At 63.5% G+C, this 17,582-nt stretch carries 9 protein-coding genes; 5 read left to right on the top strand and 4 right to left on the bottom strand.

Annotated features, from left to right (window positions below; genetic code table 11):
- Window positions 1-321: 321 nt before the first annotated feature.
- The 3 genes from ACWKV7_RS01380 to gcl all read right to left on the bottom strand — a co-directional run bounded on the left by ACWKV7_RS01380 (window position 322) and on the right by gcl (window position 3,898).
- Window positions 322-1,212, bottom strand: a complete 891-nt coding sequence (locus ACWKV7_RS01380) for a 2-hydroxy-3-oxopropionate reductase (protein WP_483855838.1) — start codon at window positions 1,210-1,212, stop codon at window positions 322-324.
- A gap of 13 nt (window positions 1,213-1,225) precedes the next feature.
- Entirely contained in the window at window positions 1,226-2,008 is a 783-nt protein-coding gene (hyi, locus tag ACWKV7_RS01375; RefSeq protein WP_483855837.1) for a hydroxypyruvate isomerase, read from the bottom strand.
- A 114-nt stretch (window positions 2,009-2,122) separates the two neighbouring features.
- A complete protein-coding gene (gene gcl, locus ACWKV7_RS01370) occupies window positions 2,123-3,898 on the bottom strand; it encodes a glyoxylate carboligase (protein ID WP_483855836.1) in 1,776 nt (591 codons plus the stop codon).
- A gap of 334 nt (window positions 3,899-4,232) precedes the next feature.
- Between gcl and ACWKV7_RS01365 the strand changes: the two genes are divergently transcribed.
- Window positions 4,233-4,676, top strand: coding sequence for a GlcG/HbpS family heme-binding protein (locus ACWKV7_RS01365; protein WP_483855835.1), 444 nt, complete (start codon window positions 4,233-4,235; stop codon window positions 4,674-4,676).
- A 243-nt stretch (window positions 4,677-4,919) separates the two neighbouring features.
- Here ACWKV7_RS01365 and ACWKV7_RS01360 read toward each other — a convergent pair whose 3' ends face one another.
- The gene (locus ACWKV7_RS01360; protein WP_483855834.1) at window positions 4,920-5,558 is read right to left on the bottom strand and encodes a TetR/AcrR family transcriptional regulator; all 639 of its coding nucleotides are present in this window, start codon (window positions 5,556-5,558) and stop codon (window positions 4,920-4,922) included.
- A 202-nt stretch (window positions 5,559-5,760) separates the two neighbouring features.
- On the opposite strand from ACWKV7_RS01360, the gene moaA reads away from it, so the two are divergent.
- From moaA to ACWKV7_RS01340, 4 genes are all read left to right on the top strand, one after another.
- Complete coding sequence (gene moaA, locus ACWKV7_RS01355) at window positions 5,761-6,756, top strand: GTP 3',8-cyclase MoaA (protein ID WP_483855833.1); 996 nt, start codon at window positions 5,761-5,763, stop codon at window positions 6,754-6,756.
- 59 nt (window positions 6,757-6,815) lie between these two features.
- Window positions 6,816-7,634, top strand: coding sequence for a substrate-binding periplasmic protein (locus tag ACWKV7_RS01350; RefSeq protein ID WP_483855832.1), 819 nt, complete (start codon window positions 6,816-6,818; stop codon window positions 7,632-7,634).
- A 327-nt stretch (window positions 7,635-7,961) separates the two neighbouring features.
- Window positions 7,962-8,513: a hypothetical protein gene (locus tag ACWKV7_RS01345; RefSeq protein ID WP_483855831.1), complete on the top strand. Its 552-nt coding sequence runs from the start codon at window positions 7,962-7,964 to the stop codon at window positions 8,511-8,513.
- An 8-nt stretch (window positions 8,514-8,521) separates the two neighbouring features.
- Window positions 8,522-17,563, top strand: a complete 9,042-nt coding sequence (locus ACWKV7_RS01340) for a calcium-binding protein (protein WP_483855830.1) — start codon at window positions 8,522-8,524, stop codon at window positions 17,561-17,563.
- Window positions 17,564-17,582: the final 19 nt, after the last annotated feature.

Here is a 17,582-nt window from a genome sequence, read left to right as displayed (position 1 = left end):
CGTTGGCAAGCGCTGGGGGCTGGAATCGACCATCCCGGCAGTCGGGCCGTGACACCTCTTGCCGGGCGGTCGAAACTTTCCAACTCTTTTGGCATTCATCCCCTTCTCCCTCCGGGAGAGGGGCTAGGGGAGAGGGAAATATCGGGCATGACCAATGCTCGGTGTTGCCCTCCGGCGCTGCACCACGTTTCTCGGTGCCGCAACTCCGTGCATCTCATCCTCCTCCCCCGACCCTCTGGCGGGAGAGGGTCGGGGGGGCACGCCTAGTGGGGAGGGGGCTGCCCAGCGCATGGAGCTATGACTACTCCCTGCGCTATCGCCTCACTCCCCGCGAATCGAGAAGTTGGCCATGTGCTCCAGGCCCTTGATCAGCGCCGAGTGATCCCAGTTGCTGCCGCCGATGGCCGCGCAGGTGCTGAACACCTGCTGGGCGTTGGCGGTGTTGGGCAGGTTCAGGCCCAGCTCGCGGGCGCCGGACAGCGCCAGGTTGAGATCCTTCTGGTGCAGGCTGATGCGGAAGCCCGGGTCGAAGGTGCCCTTGATCATGCGCTCGCCGTGCACTTCGAGGATCTTCGAGCCGGCGAAGCCGCCCATCAGCGCCTCGCGCACCTTGGCCGGGTCGGCGCCGTTCTTGGCGGCGAACAGCAGGGCTTCGGCCACGGCCTGGATGTTCAGGGCGACGATGATCTGGTTGGCGACCTTGGCGGTCTGGCCGTCACCGTTACCGCCGACGCGGGTGATGTTCTTGCCCATCGCCTGGAACAGCGGCAGGGCGCGCTCGAAGGCGTTCTCGCAGCCGCCGACCATGATCGACAGGGTAGCGGCCTTGGCGCCGACTTCGCCGCCGGACACCGGGGCGTCCAGGTAGGCGGCGCCGGTGGCCTTGATCTTCTCGGCGAAGACCTTGGTGGCGGTGGGGGAGATCGAACTCATGTCGATCACCACTTTGCCGGCGCCAACGCCTTCGGCCACGCCGTCGGCACGGAACAGCACGTCTTCCACCTGCGGAGTGTCCGGCACCATGACGATGATGAACTCGGCCTCCTGGGCCACTTCGCGCGGGTTGGCCAGGCCGATGCCGTTATCGCCGAGCAGGTCGGCCGGGGCTTTTTCGAAATGTTCGGAGAAGAACAGGGTGTGGCCGGCCTTCTGCAGGTTCTGAGCCATGGGCTTGCCCATGATGCCGGTGCCGATGAATCCGATTTTAGCCATGAGAGTTTGCTCCTCAGATTGCGTTGTGCGCTTTCATCCAGCCGAGGCCGGCAGCGGTGGTGGTGGCAGGCTTGTATTCGCAACCGATCCAGCCCTGGTAACCGATGCGGTCCAGGTGCTCGAAGAGGAAGCGGTAGTTGATTTCGCCTGTGCCGGGTTCGTTGCGGCCGGGGTTGTCCGCCAGTTGCACGTGGTTGATCGCCGCCAGGTTGCTTTCCAAGGTGCGGGCGAGATCACCCTCCATGATCTGCATGTGGTAGATGTCGTATTGCAGGAACAGGTTGGCGCTGCCGACTTTCTCGCGAATCTCCAGCGCCTGCGGCGTGTTGTTCAGGTAGAAGCCGGGAATGTCGCGGGTGTTGATCATCTCCATGACCAGCCTGATACCGGCTGCCTGGAGCTTTTCGGCGGCGAATGCGAGGTTGTCGACGAAGGTCTGCTCGATGGTCGCGCAGTCGTAGCCCTGCGGGCGAATGCCGGCCAGGCAGTTGATCTGGGTGTTGCCCAGTACCTTGGCATAGGCGATGGCCTTGTCCACGCCAGCGCGGAACTCTTCGACACGGTCCGGATGGCAGGCGATACCGCGCTCGCCCTTGGCCCAGTCGCCGGCAGGCAGGTTGAACAGCACCTGTTGCAGTTTGCTGGCGTCCAGGCGGGCCTTGATGTCCTCGGCCGGGAAGTCATAGGGGAACAGGTATTCGACGCCGCTGAAGCCGGCTTCGGCGGCGGCGGCGAAACGATCCAGGAAGTCCACTTCGGTGAACAGCATGGACAGGTTGGCAGCGAAACGGGGCATGGTGTGCTCCTTTGTTGGCTCCCTCTCCCGATGGGAGAAGGTCGGGATGGGGTGCTCCGAGTTCTTCAGGCGGCCCTCACCCCGGCCCTTCTCCCAGAGGGAGAGGGGAGTCGGTTAGTCCAGCAGCGAGATGGCGGTCGGGGCGTCGGCGCCGCGCTCGGCCAGCTCCTCGAACTCGTTGATGGCGTTGATCTCGGTGCCCATGGAGATGTTGGTGACACGCTCGAGGATGACCTCGACCACCACCGGCACGCGGAACTCTTCCATCAGTTGCTTGGCCTTGGCGAAGGCCGCCTGCATCTGGTCCGGCTCGAATACGCGAATCGCCTTGCAGCCCAGGCCCTCGACCACCGCGACGTGGTCGACGCCGTAGCCGTTGAGTTCCGGTGCGTTGACGTTCTCGAAGGCCAGCTGCACGCAGTAGTCCATCTCGAAGCCGCGCTGCGCCTGGCGGATCAGGCCCAGGTAGGAGTTGTTCACCACCACGTGGATGTACGGCAGGTTGAACTGCGCGCCGACGGCCAGCTCCTCGATCATGAACTGGAAGTCATAGTCGCCGGACAGCGCCACCACCTTGCGGCTCGGGTCGGCCTTGACCACGCCGAGGGCCGCCGGAACGGTCCAGCCGAGCGGGCCGGCCTGGCCGCAGTTGATCCAGTGGCGCGGCTTGTAGACATGCAGGAACTGCGCACCGGCGATCTGCGACAGGCCGATGGTGCTGACGTAGCAGGTGTCCTTGCCGAAGAACTCGTTCACTTCTTCGTACACGCGCTGCGGCTTGACCGGAATGTTGTCGAAGTGGGTCTTGCGCTGCAGGGTGCGCTTGCGCTCACGGCAGGCTTCGAGCCAGGCGCTGCGGTCCTTGAGCTTGCCGGCGGCCTTCCATTCGCGGGCTACGGCGAGGAAGGCGTCCAGCGCGGCACCGGCGTCGGAAACGATCCCCAGGTCCGGGTTGAACACGCGGCCGATCTGGGTCGGCTCGATATCGACATGAATGAACTTGCGGCCCTGGGTGTAGACCTCGACGGTACCGGTGTGGCGGTTGGCCCAGCGGTTGCCGATGCCGAACACCAGGTCGGACTCCAGCAGGGTGGCGTTGCCGTAGCGGTGCGAGGTTTGCAAGCCGACCATGCCGACCATCAGCTTGTGGTCGTCCGGGATGGTGCCCCAGCCCATCAGGGTCGGCACCACCGGCACGCTGGTCAATTCGGCGAACTCCACCAGCTTGGCGCAGGCATCGGCATTGATGATGCCGCCACCGGCGACGATCAGCGGACGCTCGGCCTCGTTGAGCATGCTCAGCGCCTTTTCGGCCTGGGCACGATTGGCGGCCGGCTTGGCCAGCGGCAGCGGCTCGTAGGCTTCGATATCGAACTCGATCTCGGCCATCTGCACGTCGAACGGCAGATCGATCAGCACCGGGCCGGGACGGCCGCTGCGCATTTCATAGAAGGCTTTCTGGAACGCATAGGGCACCTGGCCCGGCTCGAGTACGGTGGTCGCCCACTTGGTGACAGGCTTGACGATGCTGGTGATGTCGACGGCCTGGAAGTCCTCCTTGTGCATGCGGGCACGCGGCGCCTGGCCGGTGATGCAGAGGATCGGGATGGAGTCGGCGGAAGCGGAGTACAGCCCGGTGACCATGTCGGTGCCGGCCGGGCCGGAGGTACCGATGCAAACACCGATGTTGCCGGCGTTGGTGCGGGTGTAACCCTCGGCCATGTGCGAGGCGCCTTCGACGTGGCGCGCCAGCACGTGGTCGATGCCACCGACCTTTTTCAGTGCGGCGTACAACGGGTTGATGGCGGCGCCGGGGATGCCGAACGCGGTATCCACGCCTTCGCGGCGCATCACGAGGACGGCAGCCTCGATTGCTCTCATTCTGGCCATTTTTCTGTGCCTCTTTTCTTGTGAAATTGTATACAAGCCTGCGGTTGGATTCTATTCATGAGTTGACTTTTGGGTCAAGAAAATTTCCAGGGCAGCCTCAGAGATTCCTGAAATCTTTTAAAACGGGCGTTTCAGCGCGGCTGGCGATGGTTGCCAGCTCGTCGCTGAGAATAATGTATACAAAACAGAGTTGAATAGTATTCGAGTATTGATTTTTTTGTGTGCGGTGGGATAGTGGCTTTGACTTTTCGTGAAGCCCCGGGCTGGGCGACAGGGCTTTCGGCCCCTGTCCGGCGGGGCTTCTGGCCGATTCACAACGACTGAGGAAACCACCATGAAGGCATTGACCCTGGAACTCGCCACCACCATTTCCAGCCGTGCGCTGGCCACCGGCCGGGAAATGAAGACCGCACCGCTGACGGTCGCCGTATTGGATGAAGGCGGTCACCTGATCAGCTTGCAGCGCGAGGATGGCGCCAGCCTGTTGCGCCCGCAGATCGCCATCGGCAAGGCCTGGGGCGCCGTCGCCTTGGGCAAGGGCTCACGGCTGATCGCCGCCGACGCTCAGCAGCGCCCGGCTTTCATTGGCGCGGTGAACACCCTGGCGGACGGCAACCTGGTGCCGGCGCCGGGCGGGGTGCTGATTCGAGACGAGAAGGGCGAGGTCATCGGCGCCATCGGCATCAGCGGCGATACCTCGGACATCGACGAGCAATGCGCAATCAGTGCGGTGGAATCGGTGGGGCTGAAGGCGGATGCGGGAGTGGCGACCGCTTAGCGGCTTCTTCCCGATGGCGAATAAATTCGCCCCTACAAGTGCGGCGTCGTGTCTGCATGGCGTTAACGCAATCTGGACACGTCACTCGGATTGCAATGCACTTCTCGACCTAAGCGAAAGATTCAGGGTGAGACGGTGCGGCGGACGCAGGGGGCACGGCAGAGCAACTTCTGTAGGGGCGAATTTATTCGCCAGATGTCTTGCTAAGGCGAATGAGTTCGCCCCTACAGGCAGTGCAGGATTTCAAGCGCTCTTGGCCTTGCTCGCGGCGGGCGCTTCTTCGATGTCGCAACCCTTGAGCACCAGGCGAATGATGGTTTGCGCCGCGGCCTCATAGTCTGCCTCGTCGAGGCTGGATTTGCCGGTAACGGTGGAGATCTGCCAATCGAAGTCGGCATAGGTCTGGGTCGCGGCCCAGATGCTGAACAGCAGGTGGTGGGGGTCGACCTTGGCCATCTGGCCCTGGTCGATCCAGCGCTGGATGCAGGCGATGTTGTGCTTGGCCTGGGCGTTCAACTGCTCGGTCTGATCGGCGGACAGGTGCGGCGCGCCATGCATGATCTCGCTGGCGAATACCTTGGAGGCGTAGGGCAGGTCCTGGGAAATGCGGATCTTCGAGCGGATGTAGGCCTTGAGCACGTCTGCCGGATGGCCGGCCTGGTTGAAGGGTTCTGACGCTGCCAGCAGCGGTTCGATGATGCTCTCCAGCACCTCGCGATAGAGGTTTTCCTTGGACCTGAAGTAGTAGTAGACGTTGGGCTTGGGCAGCCCGGCCTTGGCTGCGATGTCGCTGGTCTTGGTAGCGGCGAAGCCTTTGTCGGCGAACTCTTCGCTGGCCGCGCGCAGGATCAGCTCTTTGTTGCGTTCGCGAATGCTGGTCATAAACCCTGATGGTTCTGGTAGGCAGGTGGGCATGCTAGCACCGGCGTCGCGCGCGGCTCAACCGGCGGCGGGAGCGGCAAGGAGGATTGTCGAAAATATTGTCTATTTTGTTGTATACAAAAAAATCGTTTTCTGTTTGTATCTGTCCATCTGCCGTCCAATAAGAAAACGCTTCGGCTCCTTGAGCAGTAGGAGACCCGCCATGAGCGAGAACCAACTGGTCGACCCTTTCGGCCGGCGCATCACCTACTTGCGGCTGTCGGTCACCGATCGCTGCGACTTCCGCTGCACCTACTGCATGAGCGAAGACATGGTCTTCGCCCCGCGCGCGCAGATCCTCACGCTGGAAGAGCTGTACGCGGTGGCCGATGCCTTTATCGGCCTGGGCGTCAAGCGCATCCGCATCACCGGCGGCGAGCCGCTGGTACGCAAGGGCCTCACCGGCCTGCTCGGCAAGCTCGGTGCGCGACCGGAACTGGAAGACCTGGCGATCACCACCAACGGCTCGCAACTGTACGAGATGGCCGGCCAGTTGCGTGCCGCCGGGGTCAGGCGCTTGAACATCAGCCTGGACTCTCTTCAGCGCGAGCGGTTCGCCGCTTTTACCCGTCGCGACAAGCTCGACCAGGTACTTATGGGCATAGAGGCCGCGCGCAGCGCCGGCTTCGCACGCATCAAGCTCAACTGCGTGGTGCAGAAGGGGCGCAACGACGACGAGGTGCTGGATCTGGTCGACTATGCCATCGAGCGCGGCCTGGATATCAGCTTCATCGAGGAAATGCCGCTGGGCAGTGTCTCCAGCCATGAGCGCAAGGCCACGCTGTGCACCAGCGACGAGGTGCGCGCGCGCATCGAACAGCGGCATGCGCTGGTGCGTTCCAGTCACGTCACCGGCGGGCCGTCGCGCTACTGGCAGGTGGTAGGCAGCACCACCCAGGTCGGCTTCATTTCTCCTCACAGCCATAACTTCTGCGGCGACTGCAATCGTGTGCGGGTCACCGCGGAAGGCAAGCTGGTGCTGTGTCTTGGTCATGAAGGTGCGCTGGACTTGAAGGCGCTGCTGCGTCGCCACCCTGGCGATCGTCAGCGCCTGCGCCAGGCTCTGGTCGACGCGCTGCAGCTCAAGCCGCAGCGGCACTATTTCGATCCCGACGAACAAGTGCAGGTCGTGCGCTTCATGAGCATGACCGGCGGCTGAATAGACCCAAAGAATGGCCGTTCGCGGCCACCCCAGACCAATAAGAAAAGGAGGCTGCCGTGAAGCCTGTATCCCTCTGCCTGCTCGCTGCTCTTTTTACCGGCCCGGCTGTTGCCGAAAGCTATGTGATAGGCGTCGAAGACGTCGCTTTCCTGCCGCATTACAGCGTCGATGAACAAGGCAATTACCAGGGCTATGCCCGTGAGGTTTTCGATCTTTTCGCCGCCAAGGCCGGCGTGCAGTTGACCTACAAGCCGCTATCGATCGAAAAGCTGCTGCCGGCCCTGCTTGATGGCCAGGTGGACTTCAAGTACCCGGATAACCGCAACTGGTCCGGCGTTGCCAAGGCCGGCAAGACCCTGCATTACAGCCAGGCGGTGGTGAACTACGTCGACGGCGTGCTGGTGGCGCCCAAGCGCGTAGGCAAGGGGCTAGACCAGCTCAAGCGCTTGTCCATCGTCGAAGGCTGGACGCCCTGGGGCTACGAGAAGCGCATCGACGCGCAGCAGGTACTGCTGATGGAAAGCGAGGGCCTGCGCCAGATGATCCGCCAGGCACTGCTCAAGGACACCGATGGCGCCTACTTCAATGTGGTGGTCGCCACCCATTACCTGGACAACATTCGCGCGAAACCGGGTGCCTTGGTATTCGACCCGGACCTGCCGCACACCCGCAGTACCTACAACCTCTCGACGGTCCGCCATGCCAAGCTGATCGAGCGCTTCGACCGCTTTCTGGTGGAGCAGGATGCGCAGATCGCCGCGCTCAAGACCAAATACGCGGTGGAAGCCAACCTGAACTCGGAGTACATGGGCATGGAGCAGTGGAAAGTGGACTTCCTTAAACGCCAGAAGGCCAAGGAGTCGGCCGAGCTGTAGGGCGTTCCGCCAGGGAGAGCGTGTTGGCATGGTCCAAGCTGACTGGGTCGACAAAATTTTGACTTGAATGTTCCGACGTCATTCGGCCTAATGGCACTCCGGTGCCAACTGGTGGCGGCCGCTCTGTTTCGTGCCTTTCGTAAGAGGCGAGCGGTTTTTGCTTAGGAACGAGTCATGTCAAAGGACTGTCGGAGCGGGATGCTTTTGTGGGCCAACCTCTGTCGCTGGATGCTGTTGTGCTGCGCCATGCCGGCATTGCTCGCCTGTGAACAGCGCCCCCTGCCGAATACCCCCCAATACCTGCACGCCCATGGTATCGAGCCGGGGATGGCCACCACCATCAGTGTCGGCACCTCCCAGTTCGAGGTTCCCGCTACCGTACCGCTGGAGGTCTTCACGGAAGGCGAGATCGAGAAGGGAAGGGCCGATATGCTCACGCTCTATCTGGATTTCGCCTCTCTGCTCCCGAACGCACCGGATACCGGCATTCTCTCCCCGGCCAGCGTGCGCGTCGAAATCAGGAACACCCCCAACGCCACCGAGCCTCCGCCCCTGGAGTCCGCGCCCGGCAGGCAATGGTCGTCGGTGCTGGAGCGTCCCGATCTCGGGCTGACCGAATTCCGCGCCCAGCCGTTCGACGGCGGCTGGGGCTATCTCTCTTACCAGGCAACCGCCCCCGATGTTCGCACGCCGGCCGGCGGCCCGATCCAGTTCGCCTGCCGCGGCCTGCCCTATCACAGGCCGGACATGTGCTGGGGCGGCTTTCGCCTGAATGCCGGAACCACCGTCTGGTATTTCCTCAGCGACGACCTCCTGCCGCACTGGCGCCAGGTACACCACACCATCATCAACACGCTGCACACCTATGAAAGGACGTGAATAGGGATATGGCTATCTACCTCACTCAAGAACAAATCGACGTCATCGCCGCTTATGCGCAACGTGGCCCCAATGCCCAGGGTCGCTTCGACGATGTGTACGCCGCGATCGGTGAAATGCTGCCGGATAGCGACGTGAAGCGCTGGTTCGCCGGTGCCGAGCAAGCCAACGCAGGGCGGGGCGCCTTCTCGGTGATCATCCGGGAATACAGCCAGCGGCAGCTGGAGTTGAGGGGCGGTACCTACACACCTGAGTTGATGCAGGCCGCATCGAATGCGGTCGCCACCAATGCGCTCAGGGACATCCTGGATCCGCGGCGCAAGATGGCTGATGGTCGCTGGTTGTTCCCCACCATCGACGATATCGCCAAGAACGACGCCGTAGGGGTGGGGCAGGTACTGTTCCAGGCGCTGGGTGCCAACGATACCGCGGGGGGACAGATCAACGCCGCCTGGTCCGGCACCATTCTCTTTTCCGCCTTGGGTTCGAATCAGACGGGGCGTCTTACCATGGCCGGCGGAGGCGATCTCGATCGGCTGGACGACTTCAAGAACCTGCTGTTCGCCTACGACGCGTTCAGCAAGGCCATCGTTGCGGCGCGTGGGTTGCCGCTTTCCCAGGTCACGGAACTCGACCGGCAGATCATCACCGACCTGGGTATCGGCTGGGATACCTTCTGGTCCATCAGCGTCAAGGACCTGTACGCCATCGCAATGGGGCAGATCAGCCGCTTCCTCTCCGGGGATGCGCAGAAGCTCGGGAAGCTGATCGAGCAGGCGGAACCTCACCTGGTACTCGACTGGATCCGCTCCAGTTACGAGGGCAAGAACCTCGGCATCACGACCACCGAAGACAGCTTCTTCAACGTGGCCAAGGGTTTCTTCGCGGGAATCAGCGCCAGCACCTTGCAGGGCACCCAGGCCCGCTTGTTGGCCGGCAGCAAGCAGGAAATCCTCGGCATGGCCAAGCAGGACATGGCGGTGCGTAACGCGCTCTGGGTGCTGTCTCCCATCGCCATCAGCCTGCCCGGCTACAGCCAGGACCTGAGCCTGATGAACCTGGAGACTGGGGAAGGCGCGCTGTCCGAAGAGTGGCTCGACAAGCGCGCCTCGTTCCTTGTCTTCGAGAAGCTCTATCGCCAGGACGGGCAGAACGACGGTGTATTCGAGATGCCCCTCGGGCTGCCGGTGCCGATCATCGGCGACATCGAATTCAAGGACTTCACCAGCGGCAGCGAATATCGCCTGAAGATCGACGGGGTCGACGCGGGGATCGCCGATGTGCGCCACATCGTCTTTGGTGGCAAAGGCGGCGATGCTATCCAGGGCGGTGACGGCGAGGACTTCCTGTTCGGCATGGCCGGCAATGACAACATCCAGGGCGGCGACGATAAAGACTACCTGGAAGGTGGCGATGGCAACGATGTCCTGGATGGCGGTGCCGGGGATGACCGGCTCTACGGTGGCAAGGATGACGACACGCTGAAAGGCGGGGAAGGGGCGGACAAGCTCTACGGCGGCAAGGGCAAGGATCGCCTGGAAGGCGGTGCCGGCAAGGATATCCTGGCCGGCGGCGAGGGACGGGACGAGCTGTTCGGCGAGGATGGCTACGACGTCTATTACTCCGATTCGGAAGATGTCATCGAGGACACCGACGGCCGTGGCGCCGTTTACCTGGCCAAGAAACTGCTCACCGGCGGCAAGCGCAAGGAAACCGACCCGGAGAATATCTACTACGGCGGCGGCAACAAGTACGAGCTGCAAGGTTCCACGCTGGCCATCAACGGCGGCCTGACGATCAACACGTTCACCAATGGCGACCTGGGGATCAACCTGGAAACCGAGCCCGACGAGGAAGAAGAGTCGCCGGAAACCGACGATGCCGAACGCCGCACCTCGCCCATCATCCTGGACCTCGATGGGGACGGTGTTGAGACCCTGGCCCTCGGCTCGCAATACTTCGACCACGATGGCGATGGGCTGAGCGAGCGATCCGGCTGGGTCGGCCCCGACGACGGCCTGCTGGTGCATGATCTCGATGGCGACGGCGTGGTCAGCAACGGCGGCGAGTTGTTCGGCAACAACACCCTGCTGAAAAGCGGCCAGAAAGCAGCGAACGGCTTCCAGGCGCTGGCAGAGTACGACGACAACGGCGACGGTCGGATCGACGCCGAGGACGCCTCCTTCGCCAAGCTGCAGGTCTGGCGCGACCTCAATGGCAACGGCATCAGCGACGTTGGTGAGCTACAGGGGCTGGGCGAGGCGGGTATCCGCTCGATCGGCACCGGCTATGAGCAATCCAACCATGTCGATGCCAACGGGCATGCACACCAGCAGGTCGGTTCGCTGGTGCTGGCGGATGGCACGGTGTCCACCGCGACCGATGTCTGGTTCAAGATCGACGCCAGCAAACGGGTGAACAACGGCGCCATCGAGCTGACGGCCGATGTGGTTTTCATGCCCAACGCGAAAGGCTTCGGCCAGGTTCAGGACCTGCACCAGGCCATGGTGCTGGATGCCGGTCTGAAGAATCTGGTGCAGCAATACATCGATACCCCGGACGCCGCGGCGCGCAATACCCTGTTGGACTCGTTGATCTACCGCTGGGCCGGCGCCGATGGGGTCGACCCCTACAGCCGCGATCCGAAAAAGGTCTACGGGCATGTGATGGATGCGCGCCAGCTGGTGACGCTGGAAAAGCTGGTGGGTCGCCCGTACCTGGGCACCTGGTGCTGGGGGGAGCGTGACCCCAACCCCCATGGCCAGGCGGCGCCGCTGCTGATTGCCGAATATCTCGAATTCAAGCGCTTCACCGCTGCGCAGATTCTCGCCCAGACCGAATACGCCGGTGAGCTGGATATCATTCGCTCGCACTTCGGCTCCGACGCCCAGCGCATCGTGGTGGACTGGGACCAGTTGCAAGGCCGCCTCGAAGCATTGCATGCCAGCGGTGCCGATGAGCGCCTCAAGGGCGTGATCAACGTGCTCAACGACCTCGGCACCTACTCGCCGGGCTACCGCACCCAGCGCGATGCCACCTTCAAGGCCATCGCGTCGTCCCGCGCCGAACTGGCGCCGTTCTTCGACTTCTCCACCCTGGTCGGTACGGCCAATGGGGACACCCTGAACGGCGTGGCTGCCGGTTCCATCTTCAATGGCCGTGGCGCCGACGACCGCCTATATGGGCAAGCCGGCACGGACGTCTATCACTTCGCCAGGGGCGACGGCAACGACACGCTGCTGGATCGCGGTGGTTTCGACCAGATCGTCTTCGGCGAAGGAATCGCGGCGACCGATATCGAGTTCACCCGCAATGTCACCACCGTCTGGATCAAGGTCAAGAACGCCGATGGCAGCGAGGCCGGTTCGATTCGCATCGACAACTTCTTCGATTTCGACGGCACCCTGACCTACGGCGCCATCGAGAAGATCAAGTTCTTCGACGGCAGCGCGCTCGACCAGCAGCAGATCCTCGCCATTCTCACCTCGTCCTCGGTTTCCGCCGGAGATGATCTGGTGATCGGTACGACGGGCGCCGACAACATCGATGGCCTGGCGGGCAACGACAAGATCCACGGGCTTGGCGGCAACGACCAGCTCAAGGGCAACGCGGGCAATGACGAGCTGCTGGGCGATGACGGTGACGACACGCTGGACGGCGGCGCTGGCGACGACATCCTGATAGGTGGACGCGGCAACGACAGCTATGTCTTCGGCGCTGGTCATGGTAACGACGTCATCAACAACTTCGCCGAAGACATCGGCCAGGTCGACCGCATTCGCTTCGATGAAACGATCGACAAGAGCGGCGTCAGCCTCAAGCGCGAAGGCAACGATCTGCTGATCCGCACCTCTGCGCAAACCAGCATCAAGGTGACCTCCTATTTCCTCAACGAGGCGGCTAGCGCTAACGCCGTGCAGGAAATCGTCTTTCACGACGGCACGGTATGGAATGTCGAGACGGTCAAGGCAGCGGTGACTGCCGCCGGCGAAGGCGACGACCTGATCCAGGGCTACGCTGGCAACGACGTGTTCGCTGGCCTGGCGGGCAATGACCAGCTGTACGGCAACGGCGGAGACGACCGTTTGCTGGGCGGCGAGGGTGACGACCAGCTCCAAGGCGGTGTGGGCAACGATGAGCTGTTCGGCGAAGCCGGCAACGACCTGCTCAAGGGCGACGAAGGCAACGACTTGCTGGATGGCGGGGACGGCAACGACCAACTCTACGGTGGGTTGGGCGACGATACTTTGCTCGGTGGAGCGGGCGACGACACCCTGGTTGGCGATGCGGGCCGCGATACGCTGCGTGGCGGAGACGGCAACGACAACCTGCAAGGCGGCATAGGTGACGACTTCCTCGCGGGGGGCAAGGGCGACGATTACCTCGATGGCGGCAACGGCACCAACAGCTACCTGTTCGCCAGGGGCGATGGCCGCGATGTCATTCGCGATGCCTACGAAGGTACGGTGACCATTTATGTGCAAGATCTGTCGCTGGAGAAGCTGGTCTTCCGTCGCGATGGCAACAACCTACAGGTGACCTTCCTCGACAGTCCGGGCGACCGGTTGACACTAAGCGCGTTCTTCCGCAACGAAGTGCCCTATAGCGGCATCCGCCTGCACTACGGCGAGCAGATCCAGGAACTCAGCCCGGCCCAGTTGCAGTTGCTGACCTTGGATGGCACGCCGTTCGACGACCTTATCGCCGCGTACTCCGGCGACGATGTGATCCAGGCGTTGGCGGGCAACGACACGGTATTCGCCGGTGCCGGCAACGACCACATCGAAGGTGGCGAGGGTGACGACCAGCTCAATGGCGAGGCCGGCGATGATGTCATCGACGGCGGCGCCGGCAACGACCAACTGCGTGGAGGTGCGGGGAACGACACCTATCGCGTGGCTGCCGGATGGGGCACCGATCATGTGTATGACTCGGAGGGTGTCGATACCCTCAGGTTCGATGGCGTACCGCCCGGCGAACTGATGTTGCGCAGGAACGGCAACGACCTGCTGGTCACCCATGCCGGCAATGGCGACCGCATCACCATCAGCGGGCAATTCCAGGATGTCGCCGGTAGCCAGGGCTATTCGCCCATCGAACGCTTCGAGTTCGATGGCGGCGTGAGCTGGGATTTCGAAACCATCAAGCGCATGGCGCTGGCGGGTACGGCGCAAGACGATGTCATCCATGGCTTCGTGGATGACGATGCGATCGCTGCCGGTGACGGCGATGACGCGCTGTACAGCGGTGCCGGCAACGACAGCCTGACCGGCGGGCGTGGCAACGACTCCCTGGAAGGCGGTGCCGGGGATGATTTGTATATCTTCAGCCTGGGCGATGGCGTGGACCGCATCGTCGACAGCTCCGGTAACGATGCCCTGCGCTTCACCGATGTCTTGGCGTCGGATCTGGTGCTACGCCGCGATGGTGCGGATTTGCTGATCCGCCATGTATCCAGCGGCGATGAGATTCGCATCCAGGGGCAGTTCTCCTACCAAGCTGGTGCCGTGGGCGCTACCGCCATCGAGTCGCTGCAGTTTGCAGACGGCACCACCTGGGATTACGCCCGGATCAAGCAGATGGCCCTGGCCGGCACCGCGCAGGATGACGAGATTTTCGGCCACGCCGATGGCGACCTGATCCATGCCGGTGTGGGCAACGACATCGTGCACGGCCAGGACGGCGACGACGAAGTGCACGGCGAAGCCGGCAACGACACCCTGAATGGCGGTGCGGGCAACGACACCCTGTTCGGCGAGGCCGGAGACGACACGCTCAACGGCGATTGGGGCGACGACGTGCTCCATGGCGGCGAGGGCAACGACGTCCTCAACGGCGGTGGCGGCAACGACGCGCTCTACGGTGGCGATGGCGACGACCAGCTCACCGGCGAAGGGTTGCTTGACGGTGGGGCCGGGCACGATCTCCTGGAAGGCAGCGGCCAACTGATCGGCGGCGAGGGTAACGACACGCTCAAAGGCCAGGGCTTCGACACCCTGCAAGGTGGCGCCGGCGACGACCTGATCGAGGCCTACAGCAATGCCTGGGACCAGGGCAGCAATACCCTGGAGGGCGGCACCGGCAACGACACCATCTACGGCTCGTTTGGCGAGGACACCTACGTGTTCAATCTGGGCGACGGCCATGACCTGTGGATCGAGCGGCGCGCCGACCAGGCCTTCAGCAACATCGAGCCGACTGCCGATACCGTGCGTTTCGGTGCGGGCATCGCGGCTGCAGACCTGAGCTTCCACCGCCGTGGCCTGGACATGATCATCGAGCATGCCAACGGCAGCGACTCGATCACGGTGCAGAACTGGTTCAAGGAGCCGACCGACCACTTCAAGCTGGAGCACTTCGTATTCGCCGACGGCAGCGAACTGAGCCAGGCCCAGGTGGAGGACCGTGTGGTACGCCATGGCACCGAGGGCGCCGACAGTTTCATCGGCTATCGCGACCTGAACGACACCATGCGCCTCGGCGCCGGCGACGACAAAGCCTGGGGGCGTGCCGGCGACGATGTGATCTACGGCGAGGCCGGCAATGACTATCTGGAAGGCGAGGCAGGCAACGACGAAATCCACGGCGGCGACGGCAACGACCAGCTCGATGGTGGCGTCGGCGACGACCTGCTGCTGGGCGGCGCGGGCGACGACAAGTACGTCTACGCCCTGGGCGACGGAGTGGACACCATCGATAACAGCGGCGGTGGCTACGACGGCGTGTTCTTCACCAACGGCATCACCGAGGATCGCCTGAGCTACAGCCGTGACGGCGATGACCTGTTGATCCAGGTCGATGGCGACGCGCAGCAATCGGTACGCGTACTGGGCCATTTCCTCGGCGGTGGCAAGGCCATCAGCTATGTGCAGCCCGATGGTGGCTTCCTGATCGACGCGGCACGCATCGCGCAGATCATCGCGGCCGGCAATGTGCCCGGCGGCTTCGACACCCTGGTCGAAGGTACCGACGCCGGCGAGCAACTGGCCGGTGGCCAGGGGCGCGACCTGCTGCGGGGGCTGGCGGGCAACGACAAGCTCTTCGGCATGGGCGGGGATGACCAGCTGGAGGGCGGCGACGGCAACGATTACCTGTCAGGCGGCAACGGCTCCCAGGCAGGGTCGGGCAACGACACGCTGATCGGCGGCCTGGGCAACGACGTGCTCGATGGCGAGGACGGCGACGATGCGCTCGCGGGCGGCGCCGGCGATGACCAGTACTATTACCGCGCCAACGGCGGGGTGGATGTCATCGACAACAGCGGCGGTGGTTTCGACGGTGCCTTCTTCATCGGCATCGCCCGCTCGCGGCTGAGCTTCCACCGCGACGGCGACGATCTGGTGATCCTGGTCGACGGCGATCTCCGGCAGCAACTGCGCGTCACCCAGCATTTCCTCGGCGGCGACCATGCCATCGACTACGTGCAGCCCGACGGCGGCAGCTACCTGACCACCGCGCAGATTGCCGGCCTGCTGACCGCACTGCCGGATGGCAGCGGCGAGCCGGGGGATGGCGGTACCGAGCCTGGAGACGGCGGCACGCAGCCGGGCGACGGTGGCACCAACCCCGGCGACGGTGGCCAGCCGCCGGTGACCGGCATCGGTGGTGACGACGTGCTCACCGGCACCGCGGGCAACGATGTGCTGCTCGGCGGTGCCGGTAACGACACGCTCAGCGGCGCGGCCGGCAACGACCTGCTGCTCGGCGGCGTCGGCGACGACACCTATGTCTACACCGCCGGCCAGGACGTCATCGAGGAACTCGGCGGCAACGATACGCTGCGTTTCGCCAACGGCATCACCTTCAACCAGGTCGGTTCCGGCCTGACCAAGTCCGGCAACGACCTGGTGCTCAAGGTCAACGGCAGCACCGCCAATCAGGTCACCCTGAAGAACTTCTTCCTGGGCGGCGAGCATCTGGTGGAAACCATGACCTTCGACACCGGTGGCCAGCTCACCGCCGCGCAAATCTTCGGCGCGTTCGGCATGCAGGTGCCGACTGCCGCGGCTGCCTTCGATAACAGTGTGCAGGGCAGTTCGGGCAACGACGCGGCGCTTAACGGCACCGCCCAGCGCGATCTGCTGCAAGGCTTCAACGGCGATGACGTGCTATCCGGCGATGCCGGCAACGATCGCCTGGAAGGCGGCAACGGCAACGATACGCTGAAGGGCGGAGCGGGTAACGACACCCTGCTCGGCGGGCGCGGCGACGACACCTATGTGTTCGCCAGTGGCGGCGGCCAGGACCTGATTGACAACACCGGCGGCGGCTTCGATACCCTGCGTTTCGAGGGTATCGGCTTCAACCAGGTGGCCAGCGGCCTGATGAAGAGCGGCAACGACCTGGTGCTGAACGTCAGTGGCGGCAGCGACAAGGTCACCCTGAAAAACTGGTTCCTCGGCGGCGACTACGTGGTGGACAGCATCGTCTTCGCCTCCGGCGGCCAGCTGACCGCGGACCAGCTGTTCGGCGCCTTCGGCCTGAGCAATCCGGACCCGAAGGGCTCGCCCAGCTACCGGAACCTGCCGGACGAGCGTGCTTTCGGCACCATCCTCGGTGGCCAGGCCGGCGACCAGAACGTGCTCGGCTCGTCCGATGCCGACCTGATCGATGGCGGTGCGGGTAACGACAAGCTGCGCGGCAACAAAGGTAACGACTACCTGATGGGTGGCGACGGCAGCGATACCTACTACTTCGCCGCCGGCGATGGGCAGGACACGCTGAACAACCTGTCCAACACGCCTGCCGACAACGACGTGCTGAGCATCGAGGGCATTGCCCGCGAGAACCTCTGGCTGTCGCGGCAGAACGACAGCCTGGTGATCGACGTGTTGGGTTCCGACGACCGCATCACGGTGCAGGACTGGTACGCCAACCCGGCGCAGCAGCTCGATGCCGTGCAGGCTGGCGGTTCCACGCTGTACGCCAACGCGGTGGACAACCTGGTCAACGCCATGGCGGCATTCGGCGCGCCGGCCGCTGGTGAGATCACGCTGAGCCAGACGCAACGCGACCAGGTCAACGCGATGATCGCGGCGAACTGGCAGTAGCGGTTCGACGCTAGAGGAA

It is taken from the genome of Zestomonas ipomoeae (assembly GCF_057128665.1).
This window is presented reverse-complemented; position numbering and strand designations above follow the sequence as displayed.